The following is a 16,102-nucleotide window of genomic DNA, read 5'->3' as shown; positions in this document are numbered from 1 at the left end:
ACCTCAATAAGGCCGACTTTTCGTTGCTATGGCGGGGCAAACCCCGGATATAAGACCCACCATTTGTCTATTAACCCCAAAAGGGGCTGTGGACGGGGCTGCGGACCGTCTATTAGCCCTTTTAATATCCTCCGTGAATTCAGGGGTTTCGACGGTTAACAGCGAAACTATCGAGAGGATCTCCCGTAATAAGCGCCGCGGCATCCTTAACCATTTCTTCAATCTGATCAAGGCAGCGCGTCTGCGTGCCGTATTCCTTTCCGTTAAGGGTAAATTCGGCGACCCACCAATTTCCGTCACGGGTGACCGTGGTATCTAGTGTTGTCACTTCTTGCTCCTTTCGAGAATCTTACGAGCGAGCCTTTCGGAAATTTCACGATGGCGGGGACGGTCGGTGTCAAGTAGTTGTTAAAAATATGGCTATTATAACATGTAGAGATATAATGGTCAACTTTTCGTCGCTATGACAGGGCAAACCCCAGATATAAGACCCACTTTTGTCTATTACCCGAATTCCCCGTTACGAAAGCCGCGGCTTCCTTGACCATTCCTTCGACCGGACCATGTTGGCGAACCTGGGTCCTGTATACCCTCCCGTTAAGAAGGTGGGTTCTGGTAGAATTTCTGCAACAAGCGCCCGGGAAAGGGGTGATAGTGGTGCTCCACTACTTCAAAGTGGCCAATTGGGGTTGCTTCCGTGACGAAGTGGTTTTGGATATGCAAGCCACGAATGAACGCGGGCATAAAGAAACACTCACTCATTACCGTAAAAATAACTGGCTTCCGCTCGCACTCATCTTTGGCGCCAACGGCTCGGGTAAAACAACCCTCGTGCGCGCTTTCGATGCGCTGAAAACGCTCGTTGCCTACCCGGAAAAACGGGTGCGCCATACGCCCCATGAATATGCGGATACTTCTGGGGCTGCAAGCCTCTTTGAGGTGGAATTTTCCACTCCGGTAGGCGGGGTGATGAAGACTTTCCGCTATTACCTTGAGTGGGACGGTTCGGTGATTGTGGCCGAGCAGCTCGATCTCATCTTGACTAACGGAGAAGAAAGATCGCAATTCGTGCGGTCGCCCCAGTCAGGGGTGGCTATTCACGTTCATGCAAATGACAAGATTGTGCTGGCGCACTCCACCGTTATCGCCGATGGGAAGGCCTTGCTTGGTGAATTGGGTGGCGATAAGCGCGCGCCGGAAGTTTTTCGAGCCGCGTATGCGTGGTTCGCGCAGTCATTGCAGATCATCACTCCCGAGACGTGGTACGTCCCGCTCCTAGAACATATCGATACCGATGAGCTGCTCCGTGAAGCTATGTCTGCGCAGCTTGCAACCGCAGATACGGGCATTGAGGAGCTTTACCTAGAAGAAGTTTCACCCGAGCGCCTTCCCTTCTCTGAAATAGATCTTGTTGAGGTTGAAGATAAGGTGCGGGATGGTGAGCGCATCCTTGCCATGTCGGATCGCGACCGTTACCTCTTCACCTGGGAAGATGGACGTATGGTTGGCAAACGCCTGTGTGCTCAACACGGTGGCGGCGTGACATTCTCTATTGCCGACGAATCTGATGGCACCCGGCGTTTCCTTGAGCTTCTTCCCATGCTCTTCGATCTTAGTACTCGCGATGAGTCGCGGGTTTATGTTGTGGACGAAGTGGAACACTCCATGCATCCCTCTCTCACGAAGGCGATTATTCGGGCCTATCTGGAAGAGCGACCGCAGGATTCCCGGAGCCAACTCATCGCCACCACCCATGAGACAGAACTTCTCGACGAGCGGCTAGTGAGACGCGACGAACTATGGTTCACCGAGAAAAAGGATCCACAGGGGCGTGAGTCGGAACTGGTGAGCTTCTCGGAGTTCGCCCCCAAAGACCTGCGCAAAGGTAAATCTCTGCGCAAGGTGTACCTGGATGGCCGGCTGGGAGGCATCCCGTGCGTCGGGTAGGTCAACACTCCCGCCGCCCCGTAAAGAAGCGGGTTTTGGTCGCGTGTGAAGGGAAGACGGAGTTCGACTATATCGAGAAAGTTCTCGCGAAAGCCCAAGACGAATATACGTTTACCAGGATTTCGGTTCGCAATCAAAGCGCGCTGCCAAACCTTATCGAGGACGCAAAAAGGGAAGAGAAATACGAGTCGCTTCTGACAGGGGACATTGTTGTCATCGTGACCGACCGGGATTCGAATAAGGAGGCCGACCTGGAGGCGCTCGCCGCCTGGGCGGCGCAAACACGCGGAAAGCACAAGCGCATTATCGCGTTTTCCAATCCTTGTTTCGAATTCTGGCTATGCCTCCATTTCGCTGATAATCCGCCTCACTCTTCCCCGAAGCACTGCATAAAAGAACTGGAAAGACACGTCGGCAGATACAAGAAAGGGAATATACAGGCCAAGTACTTTGACCCGGAGATAGCCGTGAAAAGAGCCAGGTTTCATGCCATCGACCATAGCGGGCTACAAAAATGGTTTGATCAGTCGGGAACAACATCAATGGGCGAGTTCGTCAAGCTAATCTTGGGCTTGCAAGAACCGTAGTTTCCGGGCGTCCTTCACTGGGCCGGGTGTTTTTCCGGGGTGTGCTGCGGATGTCGTACATGCGAAGTACAGCTCCGACAACACATGCCCCCTCGCCAGGTGCTGGTGTGACTGTTGAGGTTCGCGATGGCCGATAGCTGCGCCGTCGTACCAAACCGTAAGGAAACGGGCCCGGAAGGCACGCGAACGCGGGCGGCCGGAACCCTGGACAGGGCCCAGCCACCCGCGTTCGCGTTAAATCTAAGTATGAAACGTGGAGACTAGTGGGCGCGGCGCTGCAAGCGACCAATCTCCAGGAGCAGCACGGCGCGACCTTCGAGCCGAATCCACCCGCGGGAAACAAAATCAGCCAGAGACTTATTGACCGTTTCACGCGAAGCGCCCACGAGGTGCGCGAGCTCTTCCTGCGTGAGGTCGTGCGCCACGTACACGCCTTCGGGGGTGCGCTCGCCGAAACGATTGGCCAGGTCGAGCAGCGCCTTCGCCACGCGGCCGGGAACGTCCGAGAACACCAGGTCAGCAAGATTCTCATTGGTATTGCGCAGGCGACGTGCCATTTCACGGAGCATCGACATGGCCAGCGCGGGGTGCTCCTCGATGAAATTCTTCATATCGCGATGCGCGAGGGAAAGTAGATGCGTCGGCGCAATGGCAGTGACGGTGGAGGAGCGAGCCCCCAGGTCAAAGAGCGAAAGTTCGCCGATGATTTCCCCGGGTCCGAGAACGGCGAGCAGATTTTCGCGCCCGTCGTCGGACGTGTGACTGAGCTTCACCTTGCCGTCGGTGACGATGTAAAGGCGATCACCCTGGTCGCCTTCGTGGAAAAGCGATTCGCCCCGCTTGAGGGACGTATCGCTCATCATCGCGCCGAGAGCGGCGAGACTTTCCTCATCCATGTCCTTGAAAAGGGGCACGGTTCGTAAAACGCTGGTATCCATCTCTAGCCTTCCTCCGATGTACTCAGAATATTCCTGAAGTAGTCTCATGTCACATTTTGCCATTATTCACGGAAAATGTCTCATACCCGGGCCGAGCGCTCGAGTTGAGAAAGGAAATCCAGCACGATATTAGTGAATTCGCGCGGAGATTCTTCCGGGATGAAATGCCCGGCGCCCGGCACGGCAATGAGCCGGTAGGAGCCGGTAGCGAAAGAACGATCATCAGCCCAGGCCCGCTCATTAATCATGCGATCGGCCAGGCCGCGCACCGCCCACACCGGCACATCCACGGGAGTGGAGAGGATATCGCGCCAGGCTTTTCCGGAGGGGCGGCGCCTCCATGTTGCGGTCCAGCGCAGTTGTTCGACGGCGCTCGCCGCCGCTTCCGGGAGGCGCATGGCAGCGGCGTACTGTTCGGCTTCGTCCGCGGCGCCGTGGCTGTGCGGGGCAGACCATTCCAGGAGCAGCCGGCGCATATTCCGGGCGTCCCCGAGCGCGCGCGGGGAACGATTCCCCAGCCGCGAGGTGAGTAAACCGAGCAGGCCGCGCGGGCGAATACCGCGTCCGAAATGCCGTAGCCCGAGCGGATGCGGGCTGGCTACCGTCACGAGCCCGGTAATAATATCGGGGGCCATGGCCGCCGCCGCCCACCCGAGCGCCGCATTGGAGCCGGCCGCCACAATCACCGCGGAGCTCGCCCCCAGGGATTCGGTGAGCGAAATAAGGTCCTGGGCCAGTTCGGGCCCCGATTGCACCGACGGCGTTTTATCGCTGCCTCCCACGCCCCGCAGATCCACGGCCGCAACTTCGTACCCGGCCTGCGCCACCGGCTCGATTTGGTGGCGCCAGGCGTACCAGTACTCCGGGTAGCTGTGCACGAATAGCACCAGTGGCGTGCGGGTCGAGTGGCTCCCGGCATAGGCCAGGTGGAATTGCGCACCGTTGGCCGTCACGAGGCGATGTTCCCACGGACCGGGGATCCATACGCAGGAATTATCGGCGGGAAGTGAGCTCATACGGTACCTTGTTACGCTCGGGCTGGGTAGGCTTTGGGTTCTCTAAGCGCGGGTTTTCTGCGCGCGGGTTTTTGCGCGGACTTTTCGTCGCCCCGGCTTTTTACGCTTCGTCTTCGGAGAGGCGGTATTCGCGCACCGTGAAAGCGCGGGCGCGCCGCGAACCGCGAGAGCGCGCCCAGTGCGCCGCGACTCCGATGGCCACCAGCACCGCGCCCAGTAGCATAAACCCACCGAACGCAAGGTCGTAGGCGAAGTGGTGCACGATATTATCCGTGATCGGCTTGAATCCTCCGATAAGCGAATCAAGCCAGTGCACCCCGCGCAGCGCATAACCGGGAAGCACAAGCCCCGCGAGACCGGCAACAGCCAAGATTGATCCCCACAGCAGCGCGCCTAGGGAGGACAGCTGCGCGAGCAGCGCAATAACCACGAGCAGCGCGATGCCGCCGACCATTTCGATGAGCGCCGCCACATTAACCGGGGCGGTTTCCAGGGCGATGGGACGAGCCAGGTGCAGGCGCGCCACCGCGTCCGAGATGAGATACCAGGTCAGCGGGAGCAGCAGCAGCGTCACCGCCGCGACCCAGATATGGGTCCACACCCGGCCCTTGGGGGCATCTGGAATCGGCTCCACTTCGGCGATATCCGCCCAGGTGCGCTGGTCTTCCAAGCTTTCCTCGCGCACGGCCGGGAAGACCGGGGCATCGAAGCCCACGGCGTGGGCGGCGGTGGAGGCTGCCGGTTCTGCGCCGGGTTCGCCGAACTCACCGGCCGGCGGGTAGAGCGCGGTTGCGGTCGCTTCCCCGGAGGCGTACGGGTCCGTGTTTGCGGTGGCGTACGGAGCTGAGCCTGCGGGGGCGTAGGGATCGGCGGTCGCGGGGTTCGCGGTGGCACCGGTTTCCGAGCCGGCGGACGCTGCGGGAACGGTTGCGGTCACCCCGGCTGCCTGCGCGAGGTTCGCGTATTCGCGGTCCGGGGCGGCGCTTTCCGCCTGGTAGCCATCATCGAAAGCTCCGGCTGCCAGTGATTCAGATACGGAACGACGCCGCGGCGCGGCTGGCTCCGGGGTTGATCCCTCCGGTGCGAGTGCTGCTGGCGTGGTGGGTTCGGCGGGGGTGGCTTCAGCAGGAAGTGTCGCTTCGGTGGGCTCTTCGCTGGTTGCCTGCGCGGCCTCGGCTTCTTCCGGAGTGAGCTGAGCCGAGGCGGCCTGCTCTGTTTCGGTGGTGGCGCCCTCGGGCTGGCTCGCGGTTTCGGGTTGGCCCGCGGTTTCGCCTTCGGGTTCCTTCATAGCGGCGCTCACGGGCGCGGAATCATTCAAAGAGGAGGGCTCGCTGGTGGCTTCCGCAGCGGGGTGAGCTGGCGGGAACGGAGCGGCGTCGTCGTTCGAAAAAACGGGGGCGGGAGCAGGAGGTTGAGTGGTGGGGAGGTAGGCGGTTTCTTGATCTGCGAGATGGTCCTCGGCAATGGGCTCGAGAATATCGTCATCATCCAGTGGCCGGCGCGACGCGGTAGTGTACGGGTCATTTGGCGTAGACATGGGTCCTCCCTTGATAGTTCTTTCTCAAAGATATGCCAGAAATCACGCGGATGTGGAGAATTTCGGCGGTGTGCCATAAAGCGGGCGGTGTGACGTGAGCCGGGCGTGCGTATCCACAGAACCGTTCGTGTAGGGGGTTATCCACAGCGGCGCACAACCAGGCTGCGGAGGTGTGCTGGGCACGGCAAGCTCGGGGTATGACTTCTTCTCGTGTTTTATCTCCTGGTGTTTCGGCTGCTGGTGCTATCTCCGGTGCCGCTGCCGGAAAGTCGTCCGGTGCCGCTGCCGGAAAGTCGTCCGGTGCCGCTGCTTCGGGCGGTGCTTCGCTCGCGCCCCTTATCTCCGCGGTCCCGCGTGAGCTCGTCTCCCTCGTCTGCGAGCATGAGGAGGTTTTGCGGGAGGTGGAGGCGGTCACGGAACTGGCCGGAATACAGGTGGCGCGCGGCTCACCGGAGGTAGCTGCCCCGCCGGCCGTGCTCGAATTGGAGGAACTCCCGACGGCCCTGCCCACGGTCCGCGCGCGCTTCCACCCGGTGCTGGCCAGCTATTTTCCGCGCGGATCGGTGGTGCTGGAACTCCCGCGCCAAGCCGAAGATCTCCTCGAACTTGTGCTGGCGGCCGGGCAAACTCGGCGCGGGCGCATTATCGGGCTTGCCGGGGTGCGCGGCGGACTCGGGGTATCGATGATCACGGCCTGGCTCGCCTCGCTGAGTATCACGCGTACCGCCGTGGTGGATGCGGATCCGCTTTCGGCCGGGCTCGAAATCCTCATGGGATTCCGGGACAAACGCGGGGTGCGCTGGGCTGATATTGCCCAAGCCGAAGGCACGCTGATCCCGCAGCGGCTTCGGGCGGCCCTGCCCTCGCGCGGGCAGCTGAGCCTGCTGAGCGCGGACGTTCGCGGCGGAGCGCCACCGAACGGCGAGGCGGTGCCGCACGCCATTGACGCGCTCTCCCAAGCGAACGACACCACCTATGTGGATCTCCCGCGCAGCTCCTTGCTGCCGGGCACCGGGCCGGCCAGCTGGCGGGCCTGGTGCGATGCGGTGGTCCTCGTGACCGGGGTAACCGACCGCGATGCCCAAGCCATACCTAGAATTCTGCGGGACCTGGGGGAGAACACGCCCGTGGTCATCGCGGCGCGATGCTCCCACAAAGTGGAGGCGCAGGCCTTCGGTCTGGATATTGGTCAGGAGGTGCTTCCGGTGCGGTGTCTGCGCGGAATGGATGAAGACCTCTCCCACGGAGTTGCGGTAGGTGAACAGCGCCGCTCTGTTGCGGCGCGTGATATCACGCAGCTCGCCGCACATCTCGATGCGGTACTGGTAGGCGGATAAGGGGTGAAAAGATGGGTAGCCTGCGCGAACTACGCGAACTAGGTGTGGTTTCGGCCCGCTCGGAGTTAGCCGGTGCCCGCGGAAAGCTGGCCGGTGCCCGCGCGGATGAGATCCGCAACCACGGGGGTGTGGGCGGTGCTCGCGGTGATCTGGCCCGTACCCGCCGGGAATTAGCCCGCGGCATCAGCGTGCCCAAGGTGCTCTCCGCGGTGGCACCCCACGCGATAGAAATCAAACATGTGCTGGGAGCGGCCCGCGATATTAACGCGGTGGCCCGCGGCTGGGGCCCGCACCTGCGGCGCGTGATTGAAGACCCCACAGTCACCGATATTTTAATCAACGGCGGCACCGGGGTATGGCTGGATCGCGGAACCGGACTGGAACGCGACGAACCCTTGAGCGCCCTGCTGTCCGACGCGGGGGAGGTGCGCGCACTCGCGGTGCGTTTAGCTGCCAGCGCCGGCCAACGTTTGGACGACGCCGCTCCTATCGCCGACGGCACCTTCTCCAATGGAACGCGCCTGCACGCGGTCCTCGCCCCACTGGCCGCAGAAGGCGCCGCTATCTCACTGCGTACCCAACGGGCCCGCACCTTCACGCTCGCCGAACTCGAGGCTGCCGGCACGTTTCCTGCTGCCCTCACCCCGGTATTGACAGCCCTGGTGGAGCGACGCGCCAACGTTATGGTGGCGGGCGCTACCGGCTCGGGGAAAACCACATTATTGGCCTCCCTGCTCAGCTGTGTGCCAGCCACCGAACGGCTCATCATTATCGAGGAAGCCGCGGAATTACGCCCCGCGCACCCGCATGTGCTGCACCTGCAAATCCGGCGCCCCAATGTGGAAGGCCACGGCGAAATCACCATGACCCAATTGGTGCGGGCCGCTTTGCGGATGCGCCCGGATCGGATTGTGGTGGGGGAATGCCGCGGTGAAGAAGTGCGCGAGGTCCTCACCGCACTTAATACCGGGCATGAAGGAGGATGGGCCACTATTCACGCCAATTCGGCACGCGATGTTCCCGCCCGGCTCGTGGCCCTCGGTGCGTTGGCCGGAATGTCCGCAGCGGTGGTTGCCGCCCAAGCGGTCGCGGCCCTCGACGCCATTATTTCCATTGAGCGCCACGGGCCAACCCGGCGCATTACCCACGTGGCGACCCTCCGCAGCCACCACGGCGATCTTGAGGCTCCGGATGCTTTGACTATCGGCGCTGACGGCACCATCCGTGCCGGCCCCGGGTGGGCCACCCTGGGCCCGCGTTTAGGGCTGGAGGGAACATGGTAATTCTGGTTATTTTCGGAATCCTGCTGAGCGTATACGCGTATGCGGGCCGGTCGGGGAACCGAACCCATGCGGGCCGGTCGCGGGGTCAAGCACATGCGGGTCCGCCCGGGCGCCGAGCTCATGCAAGCCGGCCACGGAGTCATGCCCACGGTACGCCACGCCGCTCAATGCGCTTGCCGGGCAGCACACCACTCGGCCGCGGGGTGCTCCGCAGAAAAACGCGCGCTTCCCCGCCTAGTTTCGACGCCGGTCTGCTCGCGGTGGAAGTAGCGGCCCGCATTGATTCCGGCGCCGATCACCGCCGCGCCTGGCTCGCCGCCCTCTCCCGTTTCCAGCCGCATAGAGAAATCGCGGCAGTCGAGCGCGCGGGCGGAGGCGCCGTCGTCGGCGTGAGTGATCCTAGGAACGGACCCGAGCGCGATCCCCGCGGCGACCCCGCTGGCCAGATCGACGACGTGGGAGTCCCCGTACTCCTGCGAGAACTATGGGAGCGGGCCCCCCGCAATCCGCGCCGCGCCCGAGGCCTCCTCGGTATCCCCGCACTCATCGCGGTATGCCGCCTGACCCACCACACCGGCGCCTCGGCCGCCCGCATCCTCGAGAGCTGCGCGGCAGCGCTCTCCGAATCCAGCGATGCGCTCGGCGAGCGCCGCATCGCCCTAGCCGGACCGCGTTCGGCCGTGAAAATGCTGGCCGCCATGCCGCTATTCGGCATGCTCCTCGGCTCATTTTTCGGAGGTAATCCCGTGACATTCCTATTCGGAACCCTCATCGGGCGGTGCTGCCTCGCCCTCGCGCTCATCTGCGAAGTGGCCGGGATCCTCTGGATGCGCCGCCTCGTACGGAAAGCTGAACAATGGGGCTAGCCCTGTGCCTCCTGGTTCTTCTGCTCGCCTGGGCATGGAGGCCCGCCACCGGGCGAAGTACACGCCGGCAGTCGGGCCCTTATCCGCTGGGCGCAGCGCATCGAGCAGAGCGACGCCTACCTCCCTCCGACCCGGCGTTCCTCGCCGACCTCGCCCGGGTGGCGCTCTCCTCCGGGGCTTCCCTGCCCGCCGCACTGGAAGCGGTATCTTTCGCCGTCGCCGAAGAACATGCCCACCTCGATATAGGTACGACGGCGCAGCTCCTCCTGCTGGGCGCGCCTTGGGCCGAAGCATGGGAGGGAATACATCCACGCGCCCACCTGCTGCGCGAAGCCCTCCAGCCAGCCTGGGAAAACGGGGTAGCCCCGCTAACCCTGCTTGGCACAGCTGCCCGCAGCTACCGGCGTCGTCGTTCCAGAGAAGCACGCCGGGCGGCGGCCGAGCTCGGCAATAGCCTCGTTGTGCCTTTAGGGGTGTGCTTCCTACCGGCATTTATCCTCGTGGGAATTGTTCCGACGGTAGCTGGCGCCGCCACCGGTCTTTTCCACTAAATCCGGGCCGTTCTGGCGCATCCCGCCGCACTCTGCGTTATCCACTTTTATCCCCAGGAAAGCGGAACGGGATGGTTATCCACAGATACCGAGGGGCCGGATGCGTGAGGGTGCGCGGCGCGGGAGACTGACCGAGCCGGACCGAGCACGTTCCGAGCAGCTCGCAACCCAGACCCTGGGCGGCGGGTAGCGAGGTCCGGCACCACCCACCAATAACCACAACACAGTTTGTTACAGATAAGAAAGGAAGCATCATGACCACAGCACTCAGCCCCGTTCGATCCGCTCTTCCCGCCCACCCGGGCGGCACTTTCCTCGGGGGCCAATGCCACCCGGAAGCGGGGATGACCACCACCGAATACGCCGTCGGAACCCTCGGTGCCTGCGCTATTGCCGGAATCCTCTACTGGCTCTCCCAGCAGGACTGGATGCGTGAACTCATCGCCGGGATTTTCCGGCGCGGACTCAATATCGCCTAAACCACAGTCCCGGGTGCCCCACCGGTGCCGGTGGGGTGCTCGCGGCTCCCTAGAAAGAGAAAGATCCGTCATGATACCCAAACAATCCCCTGAGCAATGCCAGGATGTCCCTCCGCTGCCGCGGGGCACGGCGGGCGAGGGAGCCCTGCTCGCCGGCCCACTCGCCCAGCCGGCCCGCAGGTCCCGGGAACGCCGGCGCCTCTGCGCACAATGCCACGAGGTAATTGAGGCCCGCGGGCATATCGCAATTCCCTGTGCCTGCCGCCGCCGGGAGATCCGCTCGCGCAAACTTTCCCGTATTTTGCGTCGGCCTTACGGAGTGGAGAACCGGGAAGCGGGCATGGTCACCGTGGAAGTGGCCCTCGGGATTGTCAGCGTGCTCATTATCGTGCTGCTCGCGCTCGGGGCGCTGAGCGCCGGCGCCCAATACATCTCCTTACGCGGCGCGTCCCACGATATTGCGGTTCTTGCCGCACGCGGGGAAAGCGAGGAGGCCTTGCGCGCCCGCGAACTCCCACCCCGGGCCAAGCTGCACCTGCAACGCGCGGAAGACCACGTGAACGTGGTGGTGCGAGCCCAGGCAACCGGCCCGCTGCGGGCCCTAGGTATCACCATGGAAGCCAGTACCTCGGTAGATCTAGAACCCGGAGTGCTCGGAACATGAGGGCCTCAGCGAGGAGCCGAGGCGCGCCCGCGCTTGGGCAGGGGACTGTGCTCTGGCAGCGGGCTGCACCAGGGCAGCAGCGTATCTCCTGGCGGGATAGCTGGCGCGAATGGCACCGGCTCTATCTGCTGTGCCGGAGGGAAAGCCGCGCCCAGCCCCGGGATTCACTCCGGACCCGGCACCAGGATTCGACTCGTGCTCGGCACTGGAAGCCGCGCCCCGTCCGGCCCCGGGATCCACTTCAAGCCTGCGAGCGGGGAGCGGGAACGGTGCTTGCGATTGGGGTGATTGGCCTGGTGCTTGTCCTGACCGGGGCGGTGCTCACCGCGGTCACCGTGGTGATCGCGCGAATGGAGGCCCGTGCCACGGCTGATGTCATCGCCGTGCAAACCGCGGAGCGGGTGATCAACCAGGGTTGGTCGCTAGCCGAAGCCTGCACCAAGAGCGAACGCAGCGCGCAGCGCAGCGGCGCCGTCGTCGAAGAATGCAGCGAAGTTGAAGAAATATTTTCGATTCGGGTACGTACCCGCGCTCGCGCGGTGCCGGTAACAGTCCGGGTGACCTCGCGGGCCGGGCCCGTTGATCGGGGTCACGGTTCCGGCGGCGCGGACTCCAACTCATCAAGCGCGCAGCTCAAAGCGCTGAGCACCAGCACCGCACCCTCTTTCCACAGCGGGTCATTGTTATTACCGCACTTCGGGGACTGGACACAGCGCGGGCACCCGCTCTGGCACGGGCAGCCGGCCACGGCATCGCGGGTGGCACGGATCCACTCCCGGCCGGCCCGATACCCCCGTTCGGCACAGCCCGAACCACCGGCAGCAGCATCGTGGACAATCACGGTAGCCGCCCCGGTATCCAGGTGGTATGCGGTAGACAGCCCTCCCACATCCCACCGGTCGCAGATCGCGAAGAGGGGAAGCATCCCGATGGCGGCATGCTCGGCGGCATGCAGGGCTCCGGGAACATCCGCGGCAGGGATGCCGAGCGCCTCCAAATCCTGCGATGACATCGTCCACCAGGTCCCGCACGTCTCCATGCTGCGCTCCCGCGGAGTAATGGGGTGAAACCCGAGGTACATGCCATCGCGGGCCCGGCGCAGGTGGTATCCGATAACCCGGTTGAATACCTCCACATCGCCCCAGGCCCAGGTCCCGAATCGGGTTGCGGTACTGGCGCGCGTACGGAGGATCTTCACGGTTGTCTCTTCCGAGGCAAAAGTCCGCAGATCATCTTTCAGCCGATGCCGCACGAGCGCCTCCTCGCCATCACACGTCAGTACATCGAAAGGAACACCCTGATGCACGTAGATAGCCCCCGGGTACACGGTGGTATCCGCCCGCGCGGCATCTACCGTCCCCAAGATTGTCCCGTCTTCCTCATCAACAATGGACACGGTGCTTGCTTCACCGTGCAGGTTCACCAGCTCGTGGGCGCTAATCCCCGCATATCCCCAGAACCACCCGCCGGGGCGGCGGCGCAAGAGCCCCTGCTCGCTCAACTCGTCGAAAAGCGAGGTGTCAGGGAGCCCGAAAACTGCGGCATCTGCCGCGGTGAGAGGATGTTCGGCCGCGGCCGCACACAGCTGCCCGGTCAGAACATTCGGATTGAGCGGATCGAAAACGCTCGCTTCCGCACCCGCGCTCAGGATCGTATCCGGATGGGCCAGAAGATACTGATCCAGCGGATTCGAGGTCCCAATAAAAACGGCCAAACCGGAACTACCCGCCCGCCCGGCACGTCCCGCCTGCTGGTTAAAAGAGGCGGTGGTGCCCGGCCATCCGGTGAGAATAACCGCGTCCAGCCCGGAAATATCAATCCCCAATTCCAGGGCATTCGTTGTTGCCACGGCGCGCAGATCCCCCGAGCGCAGCCGCTGCTCCAGATCGCGGCGTTCCTCGGGAAGATACCCGCCGCGATAAGCCGCTACCGCCTCGGCCAGCGGATTGTGATCCTCGCGCAAAAACGCCTGGGTCAGCTCGGCAACCCGTTCGGTTCCGGCCCGCGAACGCACAAAGGTGAGGACGCGCGCGCCTTCGGCCACGAAACGAGCGGTCAGATCAGCCGCCTCCACCATGGCCGAGCGGCGCGCGGTATCCTCCGCGGCTCCCGGTTCTTCCCCGGGAGGAACGTGGCCGGTCGCGTCGTCGTCGACAGGAGAACACTGCCACAAGGCAACGGTACGTTCGCCGCGCGGCGAGGCATCATCCGTGACCGCTTCGACGGGCCCGAAAGCTGTTCCGATAAATCTGGTGGCGGTTTCCTGCGGCGCGCCGGCGGTTGCCGACAGGAAAACAACGGTGGGGTGGGCGCCGTACAGCGCCGCGATACGCAAAATCCGGCGCACCACATGGCCCACATGCGCCCCGAACAGGCCCTTATACGAATGAAATTCGTCGACGACGATCATCCGCAGCCCGCGCCAGATCCGCTGCCACCGGTCTTTCTGGGGCAGCATCGCGTGATGCACGAAATCAGGGTTGGTCAACACAATATCGGCGTGGTCGCGCGCGAAAGTTTTCTCCTCCGGGTCAGCATCCCCGTCCGCGGTAGCCACCGTGATACGGGAGTCCGCATCCCGAGCCAAGGCTCGCAGCGAAGTGTATTGGTCCGCCGCCAAAGCTTTAGTCGGGGAAAGATACAGCACGGTTGGCGGGGCGCTCACCCGCGCCAAACTACCCGAGCTGCGCGGGCTCAGCATCTCGGTGAGCGCGGGCACCCACGCCGCCAAAGATTTACCCGAACCGGTCCCGGTGGCCACCACCGTGTGGGTACCCGCGTGAATGAGGTTCGCGGCGCGGACTTGGTGCTCCCACAGGTGCGGGACGCCGTGGCTAGCGCAGGCGTCCTTGACCTGCGGGCTGACCCACGCGGGCCACCCGGCCACCCGCGCGGGGCGGGCGTCTTGTTTGCGCAGCGCTACCAACTGTCCCGCGGTGGTGGATTCTTCAAGAACGGAAAGGAGGCGCATATGTGTAGTGTGCCCGATGGAGTGCTGAAGGCCAAAGAGCTCAAGGACGAAGCTTTGCGGGTCAAAGCAATGCGGTCTCAAGCGTTGCAGTCCAAAGCACCGAAGGCCATAGCGCCGAAAACTAAAGACCAGCGCGCCAGCCCCACATCCAGCTCCCGCTTCTTCACCCGGGGCTTTCCTCAACACGGCCGGGCAGTTTACTGTTATGGCATGGAGCTCTTTGTCCCGGGCGCCTCCGAGCGCCTCGCCACCACGCTACGTCAAGATCTCACAGGTTATACCACCGCACATATATCCACCCTGCTCGGCCCGGAAGCCACCGCCGCCATGCGCCGCGAGCAGCGCATCCCCGCGCTTCTCGCATGCGAAAAAGTGCGCCACCAGGCCACCGCCCCGCATACCGAAGCGGAAATCCTAGCCTGCCAGGTTCGTCTCCTTATTCTCGGAGACACGTTGAGCGCCGAGGAACTGGAAGGCGCTTTTCCCGCTACTTTCGGTGACCGGGTCACGCGCGACGCGCTGCTCGTTATCGGCAACGCGGGATACCGGGCCCGCTTCCAAGTGGTCCCCGTTCCGCTCGACATTACCCGCAAGGGCACCCGCCGGATCACCCGCACCGAGGTGCTAATCGCCTCCGATTTCGGGGAACTGGCCGGCCGGGTACCCGGAGCCCACCACGTTATGCCGGTGGGTGGGGCCACCCGCACCCTCGCGAATATCGTCACCTACACCGGGGGACGAGTTCTGGATGTGGGAACCGGCTGCGGGATCCATGCCATTAGCGCCGCTCTGCACGGCTGCGAGGTGGTCGCCACCGATATTTCAGCGCGAGCTTTGCAATTCGCCTCCCTCAATATCGCGCTCGCGGCCGTGCGAGTGGAGCTGCTCCAAGGCTCCCTTTTCGATCCGGTGGAAGGGCGTTTCGACACCATCGTGTCCAATCCGCCCTTCGTTATCACCCCCGCAAGCGTCCGGCAAAAAGTCGATTTCGAGTACCGCGACGGTGGTTTCGGCGGGGATACTCTCCTCTCCGAACTCATCTCCGCGCTCCCCAACCACCTCACGGATTCCGGCACCGCCTATATTTTGGGGAATTGGGAAGTGGAAGACGGCTGCTCCTGGGATACCCACCCGCAGGTGTGGGCCCGGGTGGCGGGCCTCGATGCCTGGTTTATTGCGCGTGATGAAGTAGACCCAGCCCACTACGTGGAAATGTGGCTCCGCGATGGCGGCCTGCGCCCGCGCGATGCCGGATACGAGGATGCCTACCGTACCTGGCTCGATGATTTTGCCGCGCGCGGGATACGCGCCATCAGCCTGGGATACGGGATTCTCTCCCGCCCGGCTGCCGCTCGCGAACCCATGATCCGCACCGAGGAAATACCGGGCCGCCCCCAGGGTGATATCCGCCAGCATATTCAGCGGGTGTGGAATAACCGGCACCTGGTGGCCGCCCCCGATGAGGATGTAGCGCAGCGCCACCTCACCCGCACCGAAGTAATCGAGCATCGTTTTTATGACCCGGGGGCGGCCGATCCGCTGCGCATTGTTCTCGCGCACACAGGCGGATTCCAGCAGACCCTCCCGGCCGATTCCCAAGTCGCGGCTTTCGTGGGTGCCTGCGATGGCGAGTTAAGCGTGGGAGCCCTCTGCCAGGCGATTGCGCAGATTTACGGAGAAGATAGCAGTGCGGTTCAGGCCCGCCTGCTCGAGACGGTGCGCGAGCTCATCGCCACCGGGCTCTTGACCGAAGGAACAGGAATGGGAACAGGAATGGGAACAGGAACCGGGAGCTAGGCGATAAACAATAGAGCGCCCGTAACGAGCCACCCGTCACGAGTACCTGTAAGGAGTACCCGTCACGAGCGCCGGTTTTCGGCGCGGGCGTGCTACCGTGTGACAACAGGGCACAAAATATGTGTTGGA

Annotated in this window: 14 protein-coding genes; 9 read left to right on the top strand and 5 right to left on the bottom strand. The window is 63.3% G+C overall.

The features are described 5' to 3' along the window. Positions 1–139: 139 nt before the first annotated feature. Positions 140–328, bottom strand: coding sequence for a transcriptional regulator (locus ACRQFC_RS07315; protein WP_284896919.1), 189 nt, complete (start codon positions 326–328; stop codon positions 140–142). A gap of 326 nt (positions 329–654) precedes the next feature. Here ACRQFC_RS07315 and ACRQFC_RS07310 point away from each other — a divergent pair, with 326 nt between their 5' ends. Together ACRQFC_RS07310 and ACRQFC_RS07305 are read left to right on the top strand one after the other, a co-directional pair. Next, the gene (locus tag ACRQFC_RS07310) at positions 655–1,947 is read left to right on the top strand and encodes an AAA family ATPase (RefSeq protein ID WP_284896920.1); all 1,293 of its coding nucleotides are present in this window, start codon (positions 655–657) and stop codon (positions 1,945–1,947) included. A 35-nt stretch (positions 1,948–1,982) separates the two neighbouring features. Beyond that, positions 1,983–2,534: an RloB family protein gene (locus tag ACRQFC_RS07305; RefSeq protein ID WP_284896921.1), complete on the top strand. Its 552-nt coding sequence runs from the start codon at positions 1,983–1,985 to the stop codon at positions 2,532–2,534. Positions 2,535–2,794: 260 nt separating this feature from the next. Here the strand turns inward: ACRQFC_RS07305 and ACRQFC_RS07300 are convergent, their stop codons facing one another. The 3 genes from ACRQFC_RS07300 to ACRQFC_RS07290 form a co-directional block, all read right to left on the bottom strand. Further along, the gene (locus ACRQFC_RS07300) at positions 2,795–3,472 is read right to left on the bottom strand and encodes a Crp/Fnr family transcriptional regulator (protein WP_026429058.1); all 678 of its coding nucleotides are present in this window, start codon (positions 3,470–3,472) and stop codon (positions 2,795–2,797) included. Positions 3,473–3,552: 80 nt separating this feature from the next. After that, positions 3,553–4,488 carry an alpha/beta fold hydrolase gene (locus ACRQFC_RS07295; protein WP_284890347.1) on the bottom strand — a complete coding sequence of 312 codons (936 nt, stop codon included), beginning with the start codon at positions 4,486–4,488 and terminating at the stop codon, positions 3,553–3,555. A 100-nt stretch (positions 4,489–4,588) separates the two neighbouring features. Next, a complete protein-coding gene (locus ACRQFC_RS07290) occupies positions 4,589–6,025 on the bottom strand; it encodes a hypothetical protein (RefSeq protein WP_284890348.1) in 1,437 nt (478 codons plus the stop codon). Between the two features lie 197 nt (positions 6,026–6,222). Here ACRQFC_RS07290 and ACRQFC_RS07285 point away from each other — a divergent pair, with 197 nt between their 5' ends. The 6 genes from ACRQFC_RS07285 (at position 6,223) to ACRQFC_RS07260 (ending at position 11,205) form a co-directional block, all read left to right on the top strand. Further along, positions 6,223–7,362, top strand: coding sequence for a CpaE-like family protein (locus ACRQFC_RS07285; RefSeq protein ID WP_284890349.1), 1,140 nt, complete (start codon positions 6,223–6,225; stop codon positions 7,360–7,362). Positions 7,363–7,373: 11 nt separating this feature from the next. Then, positions 7,374–8,645, top strand: coding sequence for a TadA family conjugal transfer-associated ATPase (locus ACRQFC_RS07280; protein ID WP_284890350.1), 1,272 nt, complete (start codon positions 7,374–7,376; stop codon positions 8,643–8,645). Between the two features lie 173 nt (positions 8,646–8,818). Next, positions 8,819–9,511: a type II secretion system F family protein gene (locus tag ACRQFC_RS07275; protein ID WP_284890351.1), complete on the top strand. Its 693-nt coding sequence runs from the start codon at positions 8,819–8,821 to the stop codon at positions 9,509–9,511. Continuing rightward, a complete protein-coding gene (locus ACRQFC_RS07270; protein WP_284890352.1) occupies positions 9,502–10,062 on the top strand; it encodes a type II secretion system F family protein in 561 nt (186 codons plus the stop codon). Before ACRQFC_RS07275 ends, ACRQFC_RS07270 begins: the two co-directional genes overlap by 10 nt. Positions 10,063–10,316: 254 nt before the next feature. After that, on the top strand, positions 10,317–10,541 hold the full coding sequence (locus ACRQFC_RS07265) for a DUF4244 domain-containing protein (protein WP_284890353.1): 225 nt from the start codon (positions 10,317–10,319) through the stop codon (positions 10,539–10,541). Positions 10,542–10,611: 70 nt separating this feature from the next. Then, a complete protein-coding gene (locus tag ACRQFC_RS07260) occupies positions 10,612–11,205 on the top strand; it encodes a TadE family type IV pilus minor pilin (RefSeq protein WP_284890354.1) in 594 nt (197 codons plus the stop codon). A 589-nt stretch (positions 11,206–11,794) separates the two neighbouring features. Here the strand turns inward: ACRQFC_RS07260 and ACRQFC_RS07255 are convergent. Then, on the bottom strand, positions 11,795–14,176 hold the full coding sequence (locus tag ACRQFC_RS07255) for a DEAD/DEAH box helicase (protein WP_284890355.1): 2,382 nt from the start codon (positions 14,174–14,176) through the stop codon (positions 11,795–11,797). A 210-nt stretch (positions 14,177–14,386) separates the two neighbouring features. Between ACRQFC_RS07255 and ACRQFC_RS07250 the strand changes: the two genes are divergently transcribed. Beyond that, a complete protein-coding gene (locus ACRQFC_RS07250; RefSeq protein ID WP_284890356.1) occupies positions 14,387–15,973 on the top strand; it encodes a methyltransferase in 1,587 nt (528 codons plus the stop codon). Positions 15,974–16,102: the final 129 nt, after the last annotated feature.

It is taken from the genome of Actinotignum inguinis (genome assembly GCF_051265835.1).
GTDB lineage: Bacteria > Actinomycetota > Actinomycetes > Actinomycetales > Actinomycetaceae > Actinotignum > Actinotignum timonense.
This window is presented reverse-complemented; position numbering and strand designations above follow the sequence as displayed.